Source organism: Nostoc sp. DedQUE04 (genome assembly GCF_034530995.1).
Taxonomy (GTDB): Bacteria; Cyanobacteriota; Cyanobacteriia; order Cyanobacteriales; family Nostocaceae; genus Nostoc.
The window spans coordinates 137836-159639 of record NZ_JAVRCA010000002.1 but is presented as its reverse complement, the minus strand read 5'-3'; the positions used below and the strand labels follow the sequence as shown (position 1 = coordinate 159639).

At 42.8% G+C, this 21804-nt stretch carries 20 protein-coding genes; 17 read left to right on the top strand and 3 right to left on the bottom strand.

Annotated elements, in window-relative coordinates; genetic code table 11:
* Positions 1–50 precede the first annotated feature (50 nt).
* The 5 genes from RM049_RS02105 to folE all read left to right on the top strand — a co-directional run bounded on the left by RM049_RS02105 (position 51) and on the right by folE (position 4943).
* The gene (locus RM049_RS02105; protein ID WP_322689575.1) at positions 51–749 is read left to right on the top strand and encodes an aldehyde oxygenase (deformylating); all 699 of its coding nucleotides are present in this window, start codon (positions 51–53) and stop codon (positions 747–749) included.
* A gap of 116 nt (positions 750–865) precedes the next feature.
* Positions 866–1885 carry a long-chain acyl-[acyl-carrier-protein] reductase gene (locus tag RM049_RS02100; RefSeq protein ID WP_322672173.1) on the top strand — a complete coding sequence of 340 codons (1020 nt, stop codon included), beginning with the start codon at positions 866–868 and terminating at the stop codon, positions 1883–1885.
* 182 nt (positions 1886–2067) lie between these two features.
* Complete coding sequence (locus tag RM049_RS02095; RefSeq protein ID WP_094349744.1) at positions 2068–3048, top strand: acetyl-CoA carboxylase carboxyltransferase subunit alpha; 981 nt, start codon at positions 2068–2070, stop codon at positions 3046–3048.
* Positions 3049–3410: 362 nt separating this feature from the next.
* The gene (locus RM049_RS02090; RefSeq protein ID WP_322672172.1) at positions 3411–4136 is read left to right on the top strand and encodes an SDR family oxidoreductase; all 726 of its coding nucleotides are present in this window, start codon (positions 3411–3413) and stop codon (positions 4134–4136) included.
* A gap of 99 nt (positions 4137–4235) precedes the next feature.
* Positions 4236–4943, top strand: a complete 708-nt coding sequence (gene folE / locus RM049_RS02085; RefSeq protein WP_322672171.1) for a GTP cyclohydrolase I FolE — start codon at positions 4236–4238, stop codon at positions 4941–4943.
* A gap of 92 nt (positions 4944–5035) precedes the next feature.
* Here folE and RM049_RS02080 read toward each other — a convergent pair whose 3' ends face one another.
* Positions 5036–5665, bottom strand: a complete 630-nt coding sequence (locus tag RM049_RS02080) for a phosphoribosylanthranilate isomerase (RefSeq protein ID WP_322672170.1) — start codon at positions 5663–5665, stop codon at positions 5036–5038.
* A 114-nt stretch (positions 5666–5779) separates the two neighbouring features.
* On the opposite strand from RM049_RS02080, the gene psaK reads away from it, so the two are divergent.
* The 6 genes from psaK (at position 5780) to RM049_RS02050 (ending at position 12137) form a co-directional block, all read left to right on the top strand.
* Positions 5780–6034: a photosystem I reaction center subunit PsaK gene (psaK, locus tag RM049_RS02075; protein ID WP_322672169.1), complete on the top strand. Its 255-nt coding sequence runs from the start codon at positions 5780–5782 to the stop codon at positions 6032–6034.
* Between the two features lie 339 nt (positions 6035–6373).
* On the top strand, positions 6374–7570 hold the full coding sequence (locus RM049_RS02070) for a site-2 protease family protein (RefSeq protein ID WP_322702989.1): 1197 nt from the start codon (positions 6374–6376) through the stop codon (positions 7568–7570).
* 307 nt (positions 7571–7877) lie between these two features.
* Positions 7878–9248 (top strand): ribosome biogenesis GTPase Der, encoded by a 1371-nt coding sequence (gene der, locus RM049_RS02065; RefSeq protein WP_322672167.1) that lies wholly within the window; start codon positions 7878–7880, stop codon positions 9246–9248.
* A 165-nt stretch (positions 9249–9413) separates the two neighbouring features.
* On the top strand, positions 9414–10331 hold the full coding sequence (locus RM049_RS02060) for an energy-coupling factor transporter transmembrane protein EcfT (RefSeq protein ID WP_322702988.1): 918 nt from the start codon (positions 9414–9416) through the stop codon (positions 10329–10331).
* A gap of 862 nt (positions 10332–11193) precedes the next feature.
* On the top strand, positions 11194–11472 hold the full coding sequence (gene pipX / locus RM049_RS02055; RefSeq protein ID WP_069068710.1) for a transcriptional coactivator PipX: 279 nt from the start codon (positions 11194–11196) through the stop codon (positions 11470–11472).
* A complete protein-coding gene (locus RM049_RS02050) occupies positions 11469–12137 on the top strand; it encodes a YggS family pyridoxal phosphate-dependent enzyme (RefSeq protein ID WP_322684506.1) in 669 nt (222 codons plus the stop codon). Before pipX ends, RM049_RS02050 begins: the two co-directional genes overlap by 4 nt.
* Positions 12138–12154: 17 nt before the next feature.
* On the opposite strand, the gene RM049_RS02045 is transcribed toward RM049_RS02050, so the two are convergent.
* Entirely contained in the window at positions 12155–12451 is a 297-nt protein-coding gene (locus RM049_RS02045) for a hypothetical protein (RefSeq protein WP_322702987.1), read from the bottom strand.
* Between the two features lie 68 nt (positions 12452–12519).
* Here RM049_RS02045 and RM049_RS02040 point away from each other — a divergent pair, with 68 nt between their 5' ends.
* From RM049_RS02040 to RM049_RS02030, 3 genes are all read left to right on the top strand, one after another.
* Positions 12520–13125 (top strand): cell division protein SepF, encoded by a 606-nt coding sequence (locus RM049_RS02040; protein WP_322659462.1) that lies wholly within the window; start codon positions 12520–12522, stop codon positions 13123–13125.
* Positions 13126–13294: 169 nt separating this feature from the next.
* On the top strand, positions 13295–14113 hold the full coding sequence (proC, locus tag RM049_RS02035; protein ID WP_322702986.1) for a pyrroline-5-carboxylate reductase: 819 nt from the start codon (positions 13295–13297) through the stop codon (positions 14111–14113).
* Positions 14114–14254: 141 nt separating this feature from the next.
* Positions 14255–16930, top strand: a complete 2676-nt coding sequence (locus RM049_RS02030; RefSeq protein ID WP_322702985.1) for an RNA helicase — start codon at positions 14255–14257, stop codon at positions 16928–16930.
* Between the two features lie 242 nt (positions 16931–17172).
* Here the strand turns inward: RM049_RS02030 and RM049_RS02025 are convergent, their stop codons facing one another.
* Entirely contained in the window at positions 17173–17553 is a 381-nt protein-coding gene (locus RM049_RS02025; RefSeq protein WP_322684508.1) for a hypothetical protein, read from the bottom strand.
* 760 nt (positions 17554–18313) lie between these two features.
* Here RM049_RS02025 and RM049_RS02020 point away from each other — a divergent pair.
* From RM049_RS02020 to RM049_RS02010, 3 genes are all read left to right on the top strand, one after another.
* Complete coding sequence (locus RM049_RS02020) at positions 18314–20308, top strand: heavy metal translocating P-type ATPase (protein ID WP_322702984.1); 1995 nt, start codon at positions 18314–18316, stop codon at positions 20306–20308.
* 95 nt (positions 20309–20403) lie between these two features.
* Complete coding sequence (locus RM049_RS02015; protein ID WP_322702983.1) at positions 20404–21081, top strand: hypothetical protein; 678 nt, start codon at positions 20404–20406, stop codon at positions 21079–21081.
* 45 nt (positions 21082–21126) lie between these two features.
* Entirely contained in the window at positions 21127–21726 is a 600-nt protein-coding gene (locus RM049_RS02010; RefSeq protein ID WP_322702982.1) for an SMI1/KNR4 family protein, read from the top strand.
* Positions 21727–21804 lie beyond the last annotated feature (78 nt).

Sequence of the window (21804 nt, the reverse complement as noted above, 5' to 3'; positions counted from 1 at the left end):
AATCAATACTTGGTGTCAAATAACTCAGGTTTACAGGAGTAAAGATAACTATGCAGCAGCTTGCAGACCAATTTAAAGAATTAGATTTCAAGAGCGAAACATACAAAGATGCTTATAGCCGGATTAATGCGATCGTGATTGAAGGGGAACAAGAAGCCCATGAAAATTACATCACATTAGCCCAACTGCTGCCAGAATCTCATGATGAATTGATTCGCCTCTCCAAGATGGAAAGCCGACACAAGAAAGGATTTGAAGCTTGTGGGCGGAATTTGGAAGTTACCCCAGATTTGCAATTTGCCAAAGAATTTTTCTCTGGACTACACCAAAATTTCCAAACAGCAGCAGCGTCCGGGAAGGTCGTTACTTGTCTGTTGATTCAGTCTTTGATTATCGAATGTTTTGCGATCGCAGCATATAACATTTACATCCCCGTTGCCGATGCTTTTGCCCGCAAAATCACGGAAGGAGTAGTAAAAGATGAGTATAGCCACCTCAACTTTGGAGAAGTTTGGTTGAAAGAACACTTCACAGAATCCAAAGCTGAACTTGAACTTGCAAATCGCCATAACCTACCCATCGTCTGGAAAATGCTCAACCAAGTAGAGGGTGATGCCCACACAATGGCAATGGAAAAAGATGCTTTAGTAGAAGACTTTATGATTCAATACGGTGAAGCATTAAGTAACATAGGCTTCACGACTCGCGACATCATGCGCTTGTCAGCCTACGGACTCATAGCCGCTTAAAAGAGTTAGGAGTGAGGAATGATTAGTGAGAAATTATGAATCGTACTCCTAACTCCTAACTCCTAACTCTACTAAATTCCACGCCCTCAAGACAGCATAAGCCTAATAATCACTACATGTTTGGTCTAATTGGACATTTGACTAGTTTAGAACACGCTCAATCGGTAGCTCAAGAATTGGGATACCCAGAATATGCCGATCAAGGGCTAGACTTTTGGTGCAGCGCCCCACCGCAAATTGTCGATAGCATTATTGTCACCAGTATAACTGGGCAACAAATTGAAGGACGGTATGTAGAATCTTGCTTTTTGCCAGAGATGCTTGCTAGTAGGCGCATCAAAGCTGCAACACGCAAAATCCTCAACGCGATGGCCCATGCACAAAAGCATGGCATTAACATTACAGCTTTAGGCGGATTTTCCTCAATTATTTTTGAAAACTTTAAGTTAGACCAGTTTAGCCAAGTCCGCAACATTAAACTAGAGTTTGAACGTTTTACTACAGGAAACACACATACTGCATACATTATTTGTAAGCAGGTGGAAGAAGCCTCAAAACAATTGGGAATCGATCTGTCAAAAGCGACTGTTGCTATATGTGGCGCAACTGGAGATATTGGTAGTGCAGTTACCCGCTGGCTAGATGCGAAAACAGATGTCAAAGAACTTCTGTTGATCGCCCGCGACCAAGAACGCCTCAAAGAACTGCAAGGCGAACTGGGGCGAGGAAAAATCATGGGTTTGACAGAAGCATTACCTGAAGCTGACATTGTAGTTTGGGTTGCGAGTATGCCTAGAGGCGTGGAAATCGACCCGGCCACTTTGAAACAACCCTGTTTATTGATTGATGGTGGCTATCCGAAAAACTTAGCAACAAAAGTTCAGCATCCTGGTGTATATGTGTTAAATGGTGGGATTGTAGAGCATTCCCTGGATATTGACTGGAAAATAATGAAAATCGTCAATATGGACGTGCCAGCCCGCCAGTTATTTGCTTGTTTTGCCGAATCAATGCTGCTGGAATTTGAGAAGTTATACACGAACTTTTCCTGGGGACGGAATCAGATTACCGTAGACAAAATGGAGCAGATTGGTAAGGTATCAGTGAAACATGGATTTAGACCGCTGTTGGTTTAGTCATTGGTCATTGGTCATTGGTTATTAGTCATTGGTCATTAGTCATTGGTCATTAGTCATTGGTCATTGGTCATTGGTCATTGGTCATTTGTTATTTGCAAAGGACAAAGGACAAAGGACAAAGGACAAAAGACAAAAAACAAAGGATAGATAACTTATAACTCGTACTTATAAACCCTACGATGGCAACTACCGAGCGTAAACCGCTACTGTTAGATTTTGAAAAGCCCCTAGCAGAACTCGCAACCCGAATCGATCAAATTCGGCAACTTGCAGAAGAAAATGGCGTAGATGTTTCTGGTCAAATTCGTCAACTAGAAGCACGCGCCATGCAACTACGTGAGGAAATTTTCACTAGTCTATCCCCGTCCCAGCGATTACAAGTCGCTCGTCATCCGCGTCGCCCCAGTACTCTCGATTACATTCAGGCAATTAGTGATGAATGGATGGAATTGCATGGCGATCGCTGTGGTGGTGACGATCCGGCTTTAGTTGGTGGTGTTGGTCGTCTGAGTGGACAACCTGTGGTGATGTTGGGTCATCAAAAAGGCCGCGATACTAAAGACAATATTGCCCGTAACTTTGGAATGCCTTACCCTGGCGGCTATCGCAAAGCCATGCGGTTGATGGAACACGCCAACAAGTTTAGTATGCCGATACTAACTTTTATCGACACACCAGGAGCTTGGTCTGGGGTAGAAGCAGAACACCAAGGTCAAGGAGAAGCGATCGCTTACAACTTACGAGAAATGTTCTGTTTGGATGTGCCAATTATCTGCACAGTTATCGGTGAAGGTGGTTCCGGCGGCGCACTTGGTATTGGTGTAGGCGATCGCTTACTCATGTTTGAACACTCCGTTTATACCGTCGCCACTCCCGAAGCCTGCGCTGCAATTTTGTGGAAAGATGCTGGTAAGGCTCCCCAAGCCGCTGTGGCGCTAAAAATTATTTCCCATGACCTGAAAAAGTTGGGAATTATCGACCAAATACTGCCTGAACCCACTGGTGGCGCTCATTCCGACCCCTTAAAAGCCGCTACTACTCTTAAGCAAGTGTTGATGGAAAACTTAGACGAACTCAATCGTTTAACCGCTCCAGAACGCCGCCAACTGCGCTATGAAAAATTCCGCAAAATTGGTGTCTTTACAGAAGTTGCCCACTAAAGCAACTCTATAATGATAGATTAGCAAAACAGGAATGCTATAATTGCCTATGTGCTTAAAGATTTTTAACAATCTAGCCATAGGCATTTGCATTTTTTGCAAGTCTACTCAATTTGATTGAGTGGATTTTGTATTATGTAAATAATCTAATTTGAATGTACGATGTACCGCGTGGTTTTCCAGGCAACAATTTGTTGTCTTTACTGTTAAAAACCACAATATGGTTACTATTGTGCTGCATCATAACATCTGCTTAATGAAAATCATCAGATTTTTAGATTCCTTTAATCTATCCAAACCGAGAAGTGTGAATAATGGGGTGGTAATAGGCTTTGGGAACTGCCAAAACATTGGGAGACACTATGAGTGTTGAGCAAAAACGACGCGCCCTGATTACTGGGGCCAGTAGTGGAATTGGGAAAGCAACAGCTTTAGCCTTTGCAAAAGCGGGAATAGATGTTGCCTTAGTCAGCCGTTCTTTGGATAAGTTGGAGGCAGTAAGAGAAGCCGTAGAGCATACTGGGGTGGAAGCGAAAGCTTACGCTGTAGATTTAGCGCGGATTTTGGAAGTCAAAGACAAGATCCAAGCGATCGCCCTTGACTTTGGTGATATAAACATTCTGGTAAACAATGCTGGCATCGCTTATACAGGCGCTTTGAGCGAAATTCCCCTAGAAGACTGGCAGCAGGTAATTGACTTGAATCTCACCAGTGTGTTTCAGTGCATTGTGGGGATTTTACCTTCAATGCGCGATCGAGGCACAGGCACAATTATCAACGTCGCCTCAATTGCCGCCAAGCAACCCTTTCCCGGTTGGGGAGCATACAGCGTCAGCAAAGCTGGTTTGATAGCCCTCTCTCAAACCCTGGCACAAGAAGAACGCATTCACGGTATTCGTGTCACAGCTATTTGTCCCGGCGCAGTCAATACCGAACTTTGGGATACAGAAACAGTCCATGTCAACTTAGACCGTTCCAAAATGTTAACCCCGGAAATTGTGGCTCAATCAATTCTCTACACAGTTCTGTTACCACAACAGGCAGTGATTGATGAATTGACTCTGATGCCCAGCGCTGGCGCACTCTAAATTAGTCCTTCGTCCTTTGTCTTTTGTCTTTTGCAAATGACCAATGACCAATGACCAATGACCAATGACTGATGACTAAACCATAACCAAGACTGAATCATGACTATTGCTAGTTCCAACGGTTCCAATTGCTCTCAATCGCCTCTGATTCCCGATTTGGCAGAAGCCATAACTCCTAGACCCGATCGCAACACCCACAACGGGCGACAACCGGATGTGTTCCCGCCAACAGAGGAACAGATGGAGGAAATGAAAGACGCCGTGCGGACACTAATACTGGGAGTTGGCGAAGACCCCGAACGCGAAGGACTCCTAAAAACACCCAAACGAGTAGCCGAAGCAATGCGGTTTCTGACCAGTGGCTACAACCAATCTCTTGAAGAACTTGTTAACGATGCCATCTTTGATGAAGGGCATAGCGAGATGGTACTTGTTAGAGATATTAACTTCTTTAGTCTGTGCGAACACCACATGCTGCCATTTATGGGTAGAGCGCACGTTGCTTATATTCCTAACCAAAAAGTTGTTGGACTGAGTAAGCTGGCCCGGATTGTTGAGATGTATTCCCGTCGCTTACAAGTACAAGAGAGACTAACCCGCCAAATTGCCGAAGCAATCCAGACGATTCTTGAACCTCAAGGCGTTGCTGTAGTGATGGAAGCTAGCCACATGTGTATGGTGATGCGTGGCGTCCAGAAACCAGGTTCTTGGACTGTCACGAGCGCAATGCTTGGTGTATTTCAAGAAGACAACAAAACCCGCGAAGAATTTTTCAACTTGATTCGCCACCAACCAGCATTCTTTTAATAAATGGGGAGTGGGGTTAGGGGAGAGGTGACAGGTAACAGGTGACAGGGAATAATCTGTACCCTGTTACCTGTACCCTATTGCCTTCTTCACTACCTCCTCCCCAACTTCTCAAACAACTTGGCTACTTTATCTAAATCCTTATCTCCTGGTGTCCGTTCCACACCACTAGATAAATCAACGCCGCTAGGATTAACCTGATTTAGGGCTTGCACAATATTATCGGCTGTTAATCCTCCTGCTAAAAGCCAAGGACAACTAGGGCTAAATTGCTCTAGCATCGTCCAATCTAAAGTTTTGCCTGTACCACCTAGTTGTTGCGGATGGTAGGCGTCAAGTAGCAAAGTATCTACAAATTTGGTGTAATCAGCCGTTGTGTCAAGATGCTCAAGACTACGAATTCTCAGTGCTTTAATAATTTCGACATTGGGTAAAGCTTGACGTAATTGGTAGCAAAAATTTGTTGATTCATCTCCGTGCAACTGCACACCAGTCAATCCAGAATCAGCAACTATCTGACTGATTTCAGGGATACTAGCGTTGGCAAAAACCCCAATTGTGTCAATATTTGCTGGGAGTTCTGCCACTGCTGCCCGAATTTGGGATTTAGTCACGTAACGAGGTGAGTTTGGCACACAAATAAATCCTAATGCCGTTGCGCCTAGAGAGGCGATCGCTATAGACTGCTGTGGTTGAGTGATGCCGCAAATCTTAACGCGCATAAAAAATTTAACAACAAATTTAAAATAATATCAAGAAAGTCTAAACTATCCGAAAAACTTTTGTGCCTTGGTAATTTTATAATCTTGTAGGTCTATATTTTAGGAGACAAAAGCTTGATTTCATCTATTTTACTAGCAGCAGCTGAAACTGTTCCCGCAACACCCGCGTGGAATCCCACAGTAGGAATCATCATCAGCATCAGTAGCTTAGTAATAGTTTTACTAAGTACTAGGATTGAAAAACCCTTAGTTGGACCCAAGTTCCCTATCCTGCCGATTAGTATTCCAACATTCGTTGCAGCGATGGCTTTTGGTCATATTATCGGCGTTGGCATTGTTTTAGGATTGACTAACATCGGTCGTCTATAGTTTTGTGATGACAGAGGTGTTACTTGTAACCCCGCTATCGATGCAAAACTCCTAAAAATGATTTTGGGCAGGGGGAGTAGGGGGTGAAGAAGGGAATAGGTTACAGGGTAAAGAGTATAGATTATTCCCTGTCACCTGTTACCTCTCACCTTTACCTTAACCTCATGCCCAATTCCCAATTCCAGAGTTTTGCTCACAGGCATTAATTGTCTATTCTAGAAATAAGAGCATTTCGTCACTTGTTACTACCGAATCGATACTCAATATAGATGTGTATAGGAACAAAGGAAGTATTTCGGTATAAAAAGTACTGGCGATATCTAGTTTTAGGGCAATGTAATGCAAACAAATTGGAGAATTGGGTCATTATTTGGAATTCCCCTGTTTTTAGACCCGTTATGGTTTGTGATTTTAGGGTTGGCAACCCTGAATTTTGGGGTAGCTTACCAGGAATGGGGGCCTGTTATAGCTTGGAGTGCTGGAATAGTTATGGCACTGCTGCTATTTGGTTCGGTGCTATTGCATGAGTTGGGTCATAGCTTGGTAGCCCGATCGCAAGGTATTAGAGTTAATTCAATTACCCTATTTATGTTTGGCGGGATTGCTGCCATTGAAGAAGAATCTAAAACTCCTTTTAAAGCCTTTCAAGTAGCGATCGCTGGCCCTTTGGTGAGTATCATCCTATTTGTCCTACTCCGTCTGGCAGCTTTTCTGATTCCTGATACTAATCCCCTCAGTGTCATGGTTGGAGATTTGGCAAGAATTAACTTAGTGGTGGCTCTATTTAACTTGATTCCCGGCTTACCTCTAGATGGAGGACAAGTATTAAAAGCAGCACTATGGCAAATCACAGGTAATCGTTTTCAAGCCGTACACTTGGCTGCAAAATCTGGGCAAATATTGGGTTATGCTGCGATCGCTTTCGGATTTGTTGTAGATTTCGTCACCAGAGAGTTAGTAGTTGGTTTGTGGATTGCGCTGTTAGGTTGGTTTGCTGTCCGCAATGCTAACACCTATGACAACATGACTACATTGCAAGAAAGCTTACTCAAAGTGGTAGCGGCCGATGCGATGACTCGTGACTTTCGCGTAATTGATGCTGACCAGACATTGCGTTCCTTTGCCGATTTATACCTCTTAGAAACCACTCCCTCACAGGTTTATTTTGCCGCTTCTGATGGACGTTATCGGGGTCTAGTTTCCATTGACGATTTCCGTTTAACCCAAAGGAGTGAATGGGAAACCGAAACCTTACACAGCATAGTGCGTCCGCTGACAGAAATACCTACCGTCACAGAATCAACAGCGATCGCTGAGGTAATTAACAAGCTAGAAAATGAGCAGTTACCGAGAATTACCGTCCTTTCTCCGGCGGGTGCTGTAGCTGGTGTAATCGATCGGGGAGATATTGTGCGATCGCTGGTAGAAAAGTTAAATTTGCAGATAACCGATGCTGAAATTAAGCGCATCAAGGAAGAAGGTAGCTATCCACCAGGGTTGCAACTGGGAGTAATCGCGAAATCAACTACAAATTAAACGTCATACCCTCGTCATAGGTTTGCAATAGATACGTCAAAAGCGTGTGTGATATTTAATTTGGTATTTGGTTACAAAATGCTTTTTTTGGGTAAAAGGTAGGAAAATTTCCTACCTTTTTTATTTTTCAAAGTATGGTATTACCAAACAGCCCACACTTCGGCTGCGCCCTTCGGCTACGCTCAGGACAGGCTCAGTGACCGTCGTAGACATCGCCTCAGATGATGGGAAATTATTAAAACTTCAAGTTTAAAGCGAGTAAAATGTAAGTACGTGATATACTACGTCTCTCACTTACCCTGGTTTTATGGCACTGCCAATTGTTGCAATTATCGGACGCCCAAATGTGGGCAAATCCACCCTGGTTAATCGACTCGCCGGGGAACAAACGGCGATTGTCCATGATGAACCGGGAGTGACACGCGATCGCACTTATCTACCAGCTTTCTGGAATGGTCGCGAATTTTTAGTGGTAGACACTGGTGGTTTAGTTTTTAATGATGATACCGAATTTTTACCACTGATTCGCCAACAGGCAATGACAGCCCTTGCAGAAGCATGTGGCGCTATTTTTGTCGTCGATGGTCAAACAGGCCCCACATCAGCAGATTTAGAAATCGCCGAATGGATGCGCCAACAACCCGTACCTGTACTACTAGCTGTAAATAAATGTGAATCCCCAGAACAAGGCTTAATGCAAGCTGCCGAGTTTTGGGAATTGGGATTGGGCGAACCTTATCCCATCTCCGCGATTCATGGCAGTGGTACAGGAGAATTACTCGACGAGTTAGTTAATCACATCCCTGCTATTGAAGACATTCCAGAAACGAATGAAATCAAAGTAGCAATTGTGGGACGCCCGAATGTGGGCAAATCGAGCTTACTCAACTCTTTTGTCGGGGAAGAAAGGGCAATTGTCAGCCCCATTTCCGGCACAACCCGCGATGCTATTGATACTGTCATTGAACGAGCCGGACAAACCTACCGCTTGATTGACACCGCCGGCATTCGTAAAAAGAAACACATCGAATACGGCACAGAATTTTTTAGCATTAACCGTGCTTTCAAAGCGATTCGCCGCGCTGACGTGGTTTTATTAGTAATAGATGCTTTAGATGGAGTCACCGAGCAAGACCAAAAATTAGCTGGGCGGATTATCGAAGATGGTCGAGCTTGCATCATCGTCGTTAATAAGTGGGATGCAGTCGAAAAAGACTCTTACACAATCTACGATTACGAAAAAACTCTGCAATCACGGTTACATTTTACCGAATGGGCAGAAACGATTTTTGTGAGTGCCTTGTCAGGACAACGGGTAGAAAAGATTTTAGAATTGGTGAAAACTGCGGCTGAATCACACAAACGCCGTGTCAGCACATCAGTAATTAATGAAGTCTTAACAGATGCCGTTAGCTGGCATTCACCGCCGGCATCCCGTGGTGGGCGTCAAGGGAAGATTTATTATGGTACACAAGTAAGTAGCCAACCACCAACGATCGCACTATTTGTCAACGACTCGAAACGCTTCAACGACAACTACCGCCGCTACATTGAACGGCAATTTCGTCAACAGCTAGGATTTAAAGGCACGCCAATTATTTTACTGTGGCGGAGCAAGAAAGTCCGTGATGCCGAAAGTGGTAATGTTAATAGAGCAACTCGCGTCAAAATAAGTTAGGAGTTAAGAGTTAGGAGTTAAGAGTTAGGAGTTATGAGTTAAAGTCAAAATTGCTAACTATAGAACCCTATCGACTTGAGTTTGATAGCGGCACAAAGTGAAAGCTATGAGTTAAAGTCAAAACTCCTCACTCCTAACTCCTAACTCCTAATTCCTAATTCTAAAATGGATTTATTGCGATCGCTGCCACTTGGACTTTATTTAGAACAACCCCAAACTTGGCTGCATAAAATCGATCCGCGAGTCAAGTTCGCTTGGTTGATGAGCTTTTTAACAAGCTATGTTTTAGCCAATAACAATTGGCGGGTGCTGCTGGTGGTAATTTTGATTATTGCCACCTTGATTGCCAGAATTCCTCGACGCGTATGGCAGCAGCAAATGGGTTGGCTATTAATGCTATCGTTTTTTGTGCTAGCGATCGCAGCCATCAGTCCTGATGGATTGGGTGTAGATTATCAGTCACGCCTGCCAGCTAACGAACAAATATTAACCCAGCAAGCATTCTCTAATAATATTCAAGAGCCACCAGCCGAGAAAAAAGCATACAGCTACGTGCTATTTCATAAAGGCCCGGTTAAAGTTACTCGCTACTCACTGAGTTTGGCGGTACGCCTGAGTACACTTATATTTACCGTTATTTACAGCACTAACCTCTATCTGCTGACAACCGCACCAGAAGAAATCACATCTGGCATAGAAAGCCTAATGCAACCCTTGCGACGCTTCAAGTTGCCTGTCACAGAAATTGCTTTAACTTTAACCTTGTCCTTGCGCTTCATTCCCTTGGTTTTAGAAGAAGTGCAAAACTTATTTCGCTCCGTAATGACAAGGGCAATTAATTGGAAAAAGCTGGGATTGAAAGGAGCATTCAAGGTTTGGATGACAGTTGCAGAGAGACTTTTAGAAAATCTGCTCTTACGAGCCGACCAAATGGCAAATGCCATGATGGTGCGGGGTTTTACCAGTCCCAATGAGCATCGAGTCCAGTGGCACGATTTACGATTAAAAGGGCGTGACTGGCTGGCGATCGCAACTTTAATCTTATTCTGGGGAATACGGCTAGCTATCGGAACTCAGGCGTAATTTTGCACCGAAAAAATGGTAAGAGGTAATACAGCAGAATTCAGAATTCAGGAGTCAGAAGTAAAACATTAAATTGCCGTCTCTACCAAAGACTAATTATTGTAGAGACTGCGATTCATCGCGTCTCTTGCCTTAACCGAACAGTATTGAGCTATAAGTAACAATATGGTAGGGTAATTTAAATAGCTACCCAGCCATAAAATTGATCCCCTACCATTTCCTGTAGATTTTAGCTATTAACCAGCCTTACGCGAACACTACAAACTAATCTTAAGATTTTCGATCGAGTACCCTTATAAATCTCTGCACAATGCTCAGGCACAAATTGCACCACTGAAAATACTGGATAATCAATAGACCTTTTGCATAAATGATAGTTTTCTTCCAGTACCCAGTACCCAATCCCCATTACCCCTTATCCCCAGAGGGAACCCCACCTTCCCCAATTTTGTGCCATTGGGCAACAGTTGTGGCAGTATGGAAAGAAGTTGAAAAATTCGCCGTTGCCGTTGGGAACTTCAAAGGGTGTTTTTCCTTCTCACGTCGAACTTTCAACCAGAGGAGCGGCAATGTTTTGTGCCTTGTCCCCACAGATTGCTAAATTGAAGTCACCAAAGCAGATGGTGATATTTGTCAAACAGCCTCTACTTTTTGAATCTACGCTTCGCGGCTTCTGTTGTACCATTGCGCTTCACTACCACTAGCTTCATCTGCCCATTAGGAACTAGATCGAGGTCTTCGTAACCGCAGCTTCGCATTTTAACCAAATATTCTGACGAATGTTGGTATTATCGTCTGAATGTTTGGAATTCACTGCGAAAAGATATATATACTTCCACCTTGACTACACCTTGACTCTTAAATGAATCCAGAAAACGCAGAAACTTACATAAACCATCCAACTTGGGGTTTACTCTACAAAATCTGTATGGTTGATGAGAACCAGGATTTGTTCACCACACTTTATGCCCAGCGCTTATTTTTTTTGGTGGCAAATGACGTTAAAGGTGTTAAATTCCAGTCTCTAGGACGTACTGAGGCAAGAATGATGTTGGAAAATCGCTTACGTACCCTGCGGCGCAGTGGGCATTCTCAGGAGTACGATCAGCTTCAGAGTGTTTTCCAGCGCACCTTCCAATGAACAGTTCGATTTCCGAACGTATTGTTACTATTCGCTCCTCACTGCCAACTTCAGTCAAATTGATTGCTGTTAGCAAGCAAGTTTCTGTCCAGGCCATTCGCTCTGCATACAACGCCGGAATTCGTGATTTCGGGGAAAGTCGTATCCAAGAAGCTGCCAGCAAACAAGCCGAGTTGCAAGACTTACCGGATATTACCTGGCACTTTATTGGACATTTGCAAAGCAATAAAGCCAAAAAAGCCATTGAGCATTTCCCTTGGATTCACTCCGTGGATAATTTGAAGCTGGCACAGCGCTTAGACCAATTGGCGCAACAGCTAGGAGTGAGTCCCCAGGTTTGCTTACAAGTGAAAATTCTCCCCGATCCCAACAAGTCTGGTTGGAGTGTGCCAGAACTTTTGGCTGATTTACCCACACTCAATCAATACAAAAATTTACAAATTCAAGGTTTGATGACAATTCCGCCTTCAGGATTAAATGATTCTGAAATTCTCAGTGTGTTTAATCGCAATCGTCAGCTAGCCAAAGAAATCCAGGAGCAAAACTGGTCGCATATTAAAATGCAGCACCTATCTATGGGTATGTCAGGCGACTACGAACTAGCAGTGCAAGCAGGCGCAACGATGGTACGATTAGGAACCATATTGTTTGGCGATCGTTCTTAGCCGATTAATCATCAGCCTTACTCTTGGGTATTAATAGAAGCTAAGGATTTGATGACAAGAATTTTGTAACAGACTGGTGCAATCGGAAACAAAGGATATAGTATTGACAAGAGCAATAGCCAAGAGAAAATGGGGTATAAAGAAGTTTCCTTCGGATAAACCTTAGGATATAATCTTGACTCATTATTGTGTTTGGGCGATGCACAGACCTTTCCAATAAGTGTCAGTTCATCGCCAAAACTCGTAATATAGGCTACAACTAGCAATAAAGTTGCTGAAGTATCCATTGATGTAGCGTATACCGCCGTAGGCATCGCTCTTAACTCAATCAATCCTCAGCCAAGTCAATGCAGGCAATTCGCATCAGGAGAGTACACGCACCATGAACAACATATTTTCCAAACTCAGAGACTTTGTGGGTCTAAATGAGCAAGTAGAATACGAGTATTACGAAGAAGAACCAGAAACAGATAATAATAATTACCAAAATCTGTATCAGCAAGAAAATCCCCAACCAGCACCACAAGAGAGTCCAGCCGCTCAAAATCGACGCTGGCGGGAACCAGTGCCTACAATGGGAGATGATATGACAGCAGGTTCAAAGCCAATGGGGAATGTGATTGGTATGCCAGGAGCAATTAACGGAATTTCGGAAGTTTTAGTACTCGAACCACGCACCTTTGAAGAAATGCCCCAGGCAATTCAAGCGTTGCGCGAACGCAAGTCAGTGGTATTAAATCTGACAATCATGGACCCAGATCAAGCTCAACGAGCAGTAGATTTTGTTGCAGGTGGTACTTACGCACTAGATGGACATCAAGAGCGCATCGGTGAGAGCATCTTTTTGTTTACACCAAGTTGTGTCCAAGTTAGCACCCAAGGTGGCGTTCTTCATGAAGTACCACAACCACCAGTACGTCCCTCTCGTCCGACAACAGGTACTCCAAATCAAACCTGGGGCAACGAAACTAACCGGATGGCACAATAAAGTTAAATTAGTATTTAGTCCTTTGTCCTTTGTCATTTGTCCTGGGTTTTGCTCATGGTGACAAATGACAAACGACTAATGACTAATGACCAATGACCCTTACGGGTTCGCCAGTCACTCATGGGGGAAACCCCCAAGACCGCGCTGGCTCACTAATGACTAATGACTAATGACTATAAAATTTGGCCTAATTGGTGGTGGGGTAATGGGAGAAGCGCTCTTATCCCGCCTGATCGCGCGTGGAATTTATCAATCATCAGAAGTCATAGTTAGCGAACCACTATCTTCACGCCTAGATTTTTTAAAGCAGCAATACGGTGTTGCTGTAACGACAGATAATAGCCAGGTTTTCACTGAAGCAAAAGAAGTTCTATTTTTGGCAGTAAAACCGCAGGTGTTTAGCGCGATCGCTCAAGAATTAGCAGATATTGATATTCTTAATAGAGAACATACACCTCTAATCATTTCTATTTTGGCGGGTGTGCCTTTAAGTCAGCTAGAAGCTGCATTTGTGCAATTGCCAGTGATTAGAGCAATGCCCAACACCCCGGCCACTGTGGGAGCAGGAGTTACTGCGATTTGTTTAGGTGCATATACTAATGCCAAGCATTACCAAATAGCACAGCAAGTTTTTGCTGCTGTCGGTGAAGTCGTGGAAATTTCAGAAGCGCTGATGGATGCAGTTACAGGGCTATCTGGTAGCGGCCCCGCTTACGTAGCGCTCATGGTAGAAGCACTTGCAGATGGCGGAGTAGCCGCAGGTTTACCTAGAACAATTGCCAATCAACTAGCCTTGCAAACCGTACTGGGAACAGCAAAACTGTTGCAGGAAACCAAAATACACCCAGCAGAACTCAAAGATCGTGTTACCAGTCCCGGCGGTACAACCATTGCGGGGATTGCCAAGCTAGAACAGGCAGGATTTCGTTCAGCTTTAATTGAAGCAGTCAAAGCTGCCACAGAGCGATCGCAAGAACTGGGAAAATAAATAAGAGTCATTTGTCATTAGTCATTGGTCATTAGTTTTAGAAAAAAGACAAAGGACAAAGGACAAATGACAAATGACCACTAACGAAGTTGACAAAAGACTCGTTAGTATAGTAAACAATCTGGTTGCAAATGTGATTGAGTGAATTATCCTGCACCGTCTCCAGAACTTGACTTAGGGTTTATATTTCCCTTTGAACTGGATCAGTTTCAAAAAGAAGCGATCGCGTCCCTGAACGCTGGGCGCTCCGTAGTTGTATGTGCGCCCACAGGTTCGGGCAAAACATTAGTCGGGGAATACGCCATTTATCGCGCCCTAGCGCGAGGAAAACGCGTATTTTATACTACTCCCCTGAAGGCGCTGTCAAATCAAAAATTACGTGACTTTCGGGAAAAATTCGGGTTCGAGCGAGTCGGACTGTTAACTGGAGATGCTTCCATTAACAGAGATGCACCGATTTTGGTGATGACCACAGAAATTTTCCGAAATATGCTCTATGGCACACCCATCGGGCAAATTGGCATCTCATTAGTAGACGTTGAAGCGGTGATACTTGATGAGTGCCACTACATGAACGATCGCCAGCGCGGTACAGTTTGGGAAGAATCAATCATCTATTGTCCCCGTGAAGTGCAACTGGCAGCCCTCTCAGCAACGGTTGCCAATAGCGATCAACTCACCGACTGGCTAAATCGCGTTCACGGCCCAACAGACCTGATTTACTCCGATTTTCGCCCAGTTCCCTTAGAATTTCACTTTTGCAATCCCAAAGGGTTATTTCCCCTGCTGAATGATAGTAAAACCAAAATTAACCCTCGACTTCAGAAGAAAAAGGGGAAAGGGGGAGAAAGGGATAGGGGCAGAAATGGCAGACCAGAGGCTCCTGGTATAATTTATACCTTGAGCCAGTTAGAACAACGGGATATGCTCCCAGCCATTTACTTTATCTTCAGCCGCAGGGGATGTGATAAAGCGGTGGCGGAAGTGGGTGATTTATGGCTGGTAAATAATGAAGAGTCTCAGATTTTGCGGCAACAAATTGATGACTTTTTAGCCCGCAATCCTGAAGCTGGACGTTCTGGACAAATTGCCCCCCTGTATCGGGGAATTGCTGCCCACCACGCTGGGATTTTACCTGCTTGGAAAGCATTGGTAGAAGAACTATTTCAGCAAGGGCTGATTAAAGTAGTATTCGCCACCGAGACGCTAGCAGCAGGAATTAATATGCCCGCCCGGACAACGGTAATTTCTACCCTTTCCAAGCGGACTGACACCGGACACCGACTGTTGAACGCTTCCGAATTTTTGCAAATGGCGGGACGAGCAGGCCGCCGGGGGATGGATAAACAAGGTCATGTGGTGACAGTCCAAACTCCCTTTGAAGGAGCCAAAGAAGCCGCGTATTTGGGAACATCCAAGCCAGACCCACTAGTAAGCCAGTTTACGCCCAGTTATGGTATGGTACTCAACTTGCTGCAAACCCATACCCTAGAGCAAACCAGGGAACTAATAGAGCGCAGTTTTGGGCAGTACATGGCGACCTTGCATTTACGGCCAGAATACGATGAGATTGCCGAATTGCAAACCCAATTAGCTCAACTTCATGAGCAAATCGCCGCAGTTAATGAAAATGAACTGGCTGTTTATGAAAAATTACGGCAACGCCTGAAGGTGGAACGCCAGATATTGAAAACCTTGCAAGAACAAGCACAGGAAAACCGCCAAGAGGAATTGGTGATGATGTTGGGCTTTGCAGTGTCAGGAACTCTGTTGAGTCTCAAGGGCAAAAATATCATGGTGTCTTCACCTGTAACGGCAGTTTTAGTAGGAAAATCACCTGGTTCTGGTCAAGCTCCTTACTTGGTATGTTTGGGGCACGATAACCGCTGGTATGTGGCAACTACAGGGGATGTAGTCGATTTGTATGCCGAACTACCGCGAATTGAAGTGCCGCCTGATGTACTACCACCACCAGAGATGCCTTTGAAGCCAGGACAATCGCGCCGTGGTAACGAAGAAAGCTTTGCGATCGCCGTGCGTATTCCCAATCCGATAGAATCTTTGCATGTAGCACCAGAAGTAGCAGAACAACTCAGTAAAGTTACCGCTGTTCAAGAGCAATTAGAAGCTCATCCCCTACATCAATCAGGCAATGCGGCAACGCTTTTCAAACGTCGGGCCCGTTATGTCGAACTAGAAGCCGAACTCGAACAGTTGCAAGGGCATGTAGAACAACAGTCACAACGTCATTGGGAAGAATTTCTCAATTTAATCGCCATTCTGCAACATTTTGACGCTTTGGATAACTTAGTCCCCACACAACTAGGGCAAATTGCCGCCGCCATTCGAGGGGAAAATGAATTGTGGCTGGGTTTAGTATTCGCTAGTGGTGAATTGGACAATTTAGATCCGCATCATTTAGCAGCAGCAGCAGCAGCTTTGGTGATGGAAACGCCCCGTCCAGATAGCAAGGTTAACTTCGATCTAAGTAATGAAGTGACAGAAGCCTTGAAAAAATTGCGGGGAATTCGCCACCAAATGTTCCAACGACAACGGCGGTATAACGTAGCGCTGCCGATATGGTTGGAATTTGAGTTGATTGCTATAGTCGAACAATGGGCCCTGGGAATGGAGTGGACAGAACTCTGCGAGAACACTACCTTGGATGAAGGCGATGTAGTGAGAATTTTACGCCGGACTTTGGATTTATTGTCACAGATACCCCACATTCCCCATTTGCAAGACTCTTTCTTGCGCAATGCCTATCGGGCGATGCAGTTGATTGATAGATTCCCTGTGAATGAGGTGGTTGAATAAATAGGACGCTCTGGCAGACACAGGTATTTAATAATTTCTGTGCGTCTTTTTCTCTCAGTACTTATGCAAAAATAGTTGCTGTTGGGGCAATTCATGAGTTGCCCCAGCAATGAACTTACATGTTATCAAATAATAGTAGTGGTACTTAGTTAAAAATGCTTTTTTGGTTTCGTATATTTTTTATGCGTGATTAATCGCGTGTATCTAACAAAAGTTATAGTCGCAATCAGCGCTATTCAATCTTAGTACACCAAGTTTCCAGTACCCTGCAACTGACGCAAAGAATTTATACATAATGGACAGTCGCAACCAAATACTCTAATTGCAGCATCGCTTTCCTCTTCAGTAAAGTTCAACATCGCAACATTCCGATCTGATACTGATGTGACAATAGTTGAGGAACTTTTAGAGGTATACGGACGTTTTCTCTCTGAATCTCGAATGCACACAAAATCTTGTCCACCATGTGGGTTAGTGATACAGGTACGACCGTCTTGTGTGTGCAGTAATCGCTGTGTAATGCTACCACTAGCATGGGCAGGATGAAATGCCACCAGCGTAGACATCATCGACACAAAAATTGAAGAACTGGAAAGCAAATTCAGAAGAATTTTTTTGTTCATAGATTTCCTTGAGAAAATTGTCTATTAGATTAGGGTATTCGATTAACTTTCAAACTTCAAGTGAATTTTCCCTGAGAATAGCTAGATAGACACTTGTTACCCAAGAAAGTTCCATCTCTATACCAGTTCGCTCGGAAATTATTTACTATATTATAATTCAGCAATCAAACAAGCTTGATATCTAGCTTTTAGACGCAACCTTATGCAATTGAGCAAATTTCAATCCGCTGTATATTCCCAAGACGGTTATTACAGCAGTTTTCATTTGCATGAAGTACAAAGTTATTGGTTTTGAGGCAGAAGGCAGAAGGCAGGAGAGAGAAGAATAATTTAATTTGTAAGCCTTTGGTTTTGTACCTCACTTAGTTGCAAACTGCTGTATTTGCTTGATGTAAGTATAAAAGCTTAATCAAATTAGAGCTAGTAATTAGCCCCTCTAGCCCTTTAAATTTTTATACAGAGCAATAAATTGTTCGCTAGGAACAAAATTTATATCTTAGATAATTCTATATAATTGAAAGCCGCCATAGCTATTTTTACAAGATTAAAAATCTGAATTTTAATCATCAAGATAGGTTAAGACAAGAGACACTGATTTATCGCATCTTTAGCTATCTATAATTTTCATCAAAAAATCTTAACCGAATCGGATTGAGATAGATTCTCGTTCTTAAAATACCAACTTGTAAAAACTTCTTTTTTTCATTACATTTAAAAAAAGGCTCATATCTCAATTAATTTACTAGCCTACATAGAAAAAATGAAGCAGAAAGTACATTCGGAATCTTCAGATTGTTGCAGCTGTGAACATGACCATCACGAGAATCATAACCATGTTCATAAGCACAATCATGATGAGAATCATAACCATGACCATAATCACGAACACGGAGGAGAATTCAATCTGAAAAATGAGATATTGCCTTTGGTAGCAATTTTAAGTTTATATGCGCCTGGTGTGATTTTTGAAAATCAATTACACAATACATTCTACTCAATAGGAGAATATCTGCTTTTCATTCCTGCTTATTTATTAAGTGGATGGAGTGTTTTAAAAACTGCTGGACGCAATATAGTCAGAGGTAGAATATTTGATGAAACCTTTTTAATGACGGTAGCAACATTAGGAGCGATCGCAATTCATAAATTACCCGAAGCTGTCGGGGTAATGTTATTTTACAAAATTGGAGAATTGTTCCAAGATATTGCCGTCAGCCGCTCTCGTAATTCGATCAAATCATTATTGGGAATTCGCCCAGACTATGCGAATATCCAAATAGATGGAGAACTGAAGAAAGTATCGCCAAAAACAGTAAACATTGGAGATATTATTGTTGTAAAGCCGGGAGAAAAGATTCCTTTAGATGGCGAAATTATAGATGGTAATTCGCAAGTTGATACATCTGCATTAACTGGAGAATCTGTACCGCGAACGGTAAGAATTGGAGAAACAGTTTTTGCTGGGACGATTAACAAAACAGGTGCGCTCGTCATTAGAGTCACAAAACTATTTGATGAATCTTCCATTGCCAAGATTTTAGACTTGGTGCAAAATGCCAAAAGTAAAAAAGCAGCAACAGAAAAGTTTATTACTAAATTTGCCCAATATTATACACCAATAGTAGTTTTTACATCGCTAGCAGTTGCAATATTGCCTCCTTTATTTATTTCGGGTGCAACTTCTGCCGAATGGGTTTATCGGGCCCTAATTTTACTAGTTATCTCCTGTCCGTGTGGACTCGTTATCAGTATTCCATTAGGTTATTTTGGAGGTGTGGGAGGTGCAGCTAGACGTGGGATTTTGGTAAAAGGCTCTACTTTTTTAGATACTTTAAATGCAGTTAAGACAGTTGTTTTTGATAAAACTGGGACATTAACGAAAGGAGTATTCAAAGTAGTAGAAATAGTACCATTAAATGGCTGGAATGAACAAGAACTGCTGCTATTAGCTGCCAAAGTAGAATCGCACTCAAATCATCCCATTGCTCAATCTATCTGCAAGGCTTATGGTGGAAAAATTGATGAATTTGAGATCGGAGATTATGAAGAGATAGCAGGCTATGGAATTAGAGCCAAAATTGAAAATAGGGTAGTGATAGCGGGAAGCGATCGGCTATTGCATAGAGAGAAGATTTCTCATGATAATTGCCAGTTAGAGGGAACAGTTGTTCACCTAGCAGTGGATAATATTTACGCTGGCTATATTGTCATTGCTGATGAACTCAAAGAAGATGCAAAACTTGCTATTCAAGCACTCAAGCGAATGGGTGTAGAAAGAACAGTAATGTTAACAGGAGATAATCAAGCGATCGCTTCCCGCATTGCTCAACAGCTTGGCATAGATACCTACGAAGCAGAGTTATTACCTGAAGAAAAAGTTAATGCAATTGAGAAGTTACTCAGCACCGCTGCCAAGCATGGTAAAGTTGCTTTTGTTGGGGATGGAATTAATGATGCCCCAGTGATTGCTAGAGCAGATGTTGGTATGGCAATGGGTGGATTAGGCTCAGATGCAGCGATAGAAACTGCCGATATTGTAATCGTGACAGATGCACCATCGAAAGTGGCAGAAGCAATCCAAATCGCCAGAAAAACAAGGCAAATTGTTTGGCAAAATATTGGGTTTGCGTTAGCAATTAAAGGTGTATTTATTGGATTGGGTATTTTCGGGATAGCGACAATGTGGGAAGCTGTATTTGCTGATGTCGGAGTAGCAATGCTGGCAATTTTAAACGCGACTAGAGCGATGAAATAAAGTTATTAGAAAATCGGGAATCTTTAATTGGTAATTTGTAGTAGTTAAAATATGAGAACTTCTCACTCATATTCTACTACCCAATAATAGAACCTATGAATTCATCAATCAAAGGCATTGCTACAGCTACTTTAGCTTTACTGCTAAACTATTCAGCAAACCCAGCCTTTGCACTACCCCAGAAAATCAATCACCCAATTACTGTTGCTAAATCGCAACCCTTACAAGATACCTTAATTGTTCCTGGGGAAAGAGTTGGCCCGATAACACGCAAAACCACCAAGCAGGATTTAGTCAGATTGTTTGGTGCATCCCATCTCGTTGATAAAACTATCTCTGGTGCTGAAGGAATAGGTAGTTTTGCAGCTACTCAGTTAAATCTAAATCAGGGGCGATCGCTGCTAGTGGTTTGGAGTGATAATACTCGTACCAAACCTCTAGATGTGCGTAATCTAGGTTCAGCTTGGAAAACCCGCGAAGGTATTGGAGTGGGAACCTCGTTGAGCGAGTTACGTAAAAAATTAGGTAATTTTAAACTTTATGGATTGGGTTGGGATTACGGCGGCACGATTTTGTTAGATAGTAGTAAATTATCCCGTTATCAAGGCAAAATCATTTTCCGAGTAGACGCTGCTCCCAATGCTTCTGAAAAGTTTCTCAATGACTACCAAGCAGTGTTAGGGGATGGTACTTTTTCCTCCAGCAATCCCCACTGGAAACCTTTGGGAATTAGGCTTGCAGAAATTATCGTTGTATTGAATTCAAGTGAATAATAGTATGTTAAACATCAGTTTAGCTTTCTGAAAGTATTACAAAGAATGAAAAAAACTTACTGGGAAAACCGTATTAGAGAATGGAGCCAAAAGCGAATAGAAATATTTCTTGAAGATAATTATGAAGAAGATTTATCCCCAGAAGTTCGCAAATCTGGCTACTTAGGTTATCCTGGTGCAACTGAGGAGGAAATAGTTGCCACCGAAGCTCGTTTAAATGTAACTTTTCCACCTTCTTACCGGGAGTTTCTGAAAGCTTCAAATGGGTTGCGTTCTCTATCAGAATATGGTCTAGAATTTTGTGGAACTGAAGATATTGTATGGTATGCTCCTGACCATCAAGATTTTGTAGATGAATTAATCGAAACTTGGCCTGAATCACCATTAACAGACGAAGAGTATTTTGTTTATGGCGATGAGCAATATGATGACATATCCCGACCAGAGTATCTACAAACAGCATTGGAAATAAGCAGTGAAGATATGGGTGTGATATTTTTACTAAATCCTCAGATCGTTGCAATAGATGGTGAATGGGAAGCTTGGTTTTGTAGCTTTTCAACTGCTTCATTTGGCGCACAGCGTTATCGCTCATTTGGTGAAATGATGGAGGAAATATTAAACGACCCAGAATTTCTTGGATAGATTGGGATATTTAATAAATTTGAGTATCTCAATAATCGTAAAATGGTAAATAATTAAAATTACAGATATCTGATATTC